Raw genomic sequence first — 2,857 nt, forward strand, 5'->3', positions numbered from 1 at the left:
TGCGGTCCGACCGCGAGATCTTCGCGAAGTTTCCGCTGCGCATCGTCCCGACCTATCCGGGCGACGAGATCTTCGCATCGCGTTTCTTCCGTCCGTTCCTTCCGAAAACGGCCGCGCTCGCGCCGTCGACGCTCGACGAGGTCCTGCCGGAGCGCCGGTGACCCCGCGGATCTCGATCGTCATCCCGACCTACAACCGCCTCGACATCCTGCCGAGGGTGCTCGAGGCGCTCGCCGCGCAGGCGCCACCCGAAGGCGGGTTCGAGGTCGTGGTGGTCGACGACGGTTCCTCCGACGGCACCGCCGGCTTCCTCGCGGCCCACCGAGCCCCGTTCCCGTTGCGCGCGTTTTCCCAGGCGAACGCGGGCCCCGCCGGGGCGCGCAACCGCGGCGTGGCGGAGTCGGCCGGGCGTCTCGTGTGCTTCCTGGGCGACGACACCGTACCCGAACCGGACTTCCTTCGACGGCACGAGGAAGCGCACCGCGCGCGCCCCGGCCGCAAGATCGCCGTGCTCGGCTATACGACCTGGCCGCGCGAGCGGCGGGTCACCCCGTTCCTGCACCACATCAACGAATACGGGATGCAGTTCGGCTACGAGCTGATCCGCGATCCCGAGAACGTCCCGTTCAACTTCTTCTACACGTCGAACATTTCGCTCCCCCGCGACGCTTTCGAGCTCAGCGGACGGTTCGACACGACCTTCCCGGACGCGGCCTGGGAGGACATCGAGTTCTCCTACCGTCTTTCGCGCGACGGGTACGTGATCGTCTACGAGCCGCGCGCCGTCGTCCGCCATCACCACGACATCACGTTCGCGTCGTTCCGCCGCCGCCAGGAGCGCTCCGGCCGCGCGGCGGCGATCTTCTACGGCAAGCATCCGGAGCTCGCCGATTTCCTCGGCGTCGCCTCCGCACGCTCCGGACCCGCGCGGGTCTCACGGTGGACGAAGCTCTGGGCGTCGCTGTGCGAGCGGTGGGAAATCCCGGGAGGGAGGAGAGCCATCGACCGCGTGCTCACCGCCGACTATCTGCGGGGGCTCCGCGCGTCTCTTCCGGATGTTCCTCCCGGGGGACGGGCTGACCGGTCGGGATGTCAATGACGACCGTGCTCGCCGGAAAGCCACAATGCAAGTCGCTGGAAACGAAGGATGTCTGGAGGGATGGCGCCGCCGGCGGATGGTCGGACTCTTGCTGTTCCTCAATATGGAGGTAGTCATGTCTCGATCGAGAATTGCACCGATTTTCGCGGCGCTCGCCGGCGCCGCTGTTCTTTTCTGGGGTCAGAATCTGGGCGCGGCGTCGTCGCACGGTTCGAGCTCGCGTTCGGGATCGAGCTCCCATTCCGGCGCGCGCGCCCCCTCGGGCCGGAGCGGAGGGAGCCGCTACAGCGGCAGCTCGAGCCGTTACGGGGGGCACTATTCCGGGCGTGGCGGACACTATTCGGGTCGCGGCGGTTCCTACGGCCACGGCGGTTCCTACGGCCATGGGGGCTATTACGGCCATGGCGGCTACTACGGCGGCTACTACGGGAACCGCTGGTATCCGCGCTTCGGCTGGGGCTATTACGGCGACTGGGGCTGGGGCTGGGGGTGGGGACTGGGCCCCTGGTATCCGTACGGCTATTACGGCTACTCCGGATATCCCGGCGGCTACGGGTACGGCGGCTACGGCCAGGGGTATCGGGCGGCGCGCTACGCGGTCGTCAAGACCGACGTCGAGCCCGATGAGGCGAGCCTCTATCTCGACGGCAAGCTGATCGGGACGGCGGATGATTTCGACGGCTATCCCGACACGCTCTATCTCGGGCGGGGACACTACCGGCTCGAGTTCCGTCTCGACGGCTACGAGAGCTTCACGACCGATGTCGACGCGTCGGCGGGCCGGTTCTTCCGGATCGACCACCGGTTGAAGAAGGTGCCCGGCGCCAAGCACTATGGCACCTACGAGCCCGCGCGGCCGGCGGGAGGAATCGTCCGGTATTTCGAGAAGCGTCGCCGGGGCGACGATTCGGGGCCGCCGGCCTCGAGCTGGCGCGATCGCTCGCGACGAGACCGTCAGGAAACCGTCGTCGAGCCGGATGAGCCGTCCGGACCCGACGAGTCCGTCGCCCCGGACGATTACGGGGACGAGGGGGCTCCGCCGCGCGAAGAGGACTACCGGGATTCGGGTGAGCAGCCGATGACGGCCGAGCCCGTACCGCCCGAGCCGGCTCCCGCCGTAGTGCCGGCGGGCGAGGCCCGGATCGTGTTCGATGTCTCTCCTCCGGACGCGGCGATATACGTCGACGACCACTTCGCGGGAAGCGCCCGGGAGCTCGACGGACTGTCCGGGGGCCTTTCCGTGACCGCCGGGGAGCACCGCATCACGGCGACCTGTCCCGGCTACCGGGAGGCGACCCTGCGGGTGACCGCGACGCCCTCGGCGAGCGGCCGGGCGAGGCTTTCCCTGAAAAAATAGGCATTTTCTCCCTCTCCCGGGCGTTCGACGAAATTCGCTGGACGTCCGGGAGGGGTTGGGCTAGAATTTGAGAAGGGCAAGGTAATCGGTTTCGGGGGGAGGGAGCGAAGGCGGGCGTCAATCATCTCATCCACCACTGGGAAAACCAAACCCGCGCTCTTCCGACATCCTCCTTCTCATACCCCGTGTTCGCCTCCTCCCCCCGATTGCTTGACCAGCGCGGCGGCCAGCGCGACGATGCATCGAGCCGGACGGGCGCGAGCCGTCCGCGCCGCCCTCGCCGTACGCCGCCGGTACGACTCGGGACGGCGCGGATCGACCCGCATCCCGTCAGGCTCGCGCCTCGCCGTGCCTCAGCGTCGCAGAACAACTGAGGACGTTTCTTGCGGACCAGCGCGGCG

2 protein-coding genes are annotated in these 2,857 nt (G+C 68.3%); both read left to right on the plus strand.

The window, feature by feature from the left end:
• Positions 1-157 precede the first annotated feature (157 nt).
• Positions 158-1,099, plus strand: a complete 942-nt coding sequence (locus VKH46_02620; protein HKB69706.1) for a glycosyltransferase — start codon at positions 158-160, stop codon at positions 1,097-1,099.
• Between the two features lie 115 nt (positions 1,100-1,214).
• Positions 1,215-2,456 carry a hypothetical protein gene (locus VKH46_02625; GenBank protein ID HKB69707.1) on the plus strand — a complete coding sequence of 414 codons (1,242 nt, stop codon included), beginning with the start codon at positions 1,215-1,217 and terminating at the stop codon, positions 2,454-2,456.
• The last annotated feature ends 401 nt before the right edge of the window (positions 2,457-2,857 follow it).

The sequence above is a fragment of the Thermoanaerobaculia bacterium genome (assembly GCA_035260525.1).
Taxonomy (GTDB): domain Bacteria; phylum Acidobacteriota; class Thermoanaerobaculia; order UBA5066; family DATFVB01; genus DATFVB01.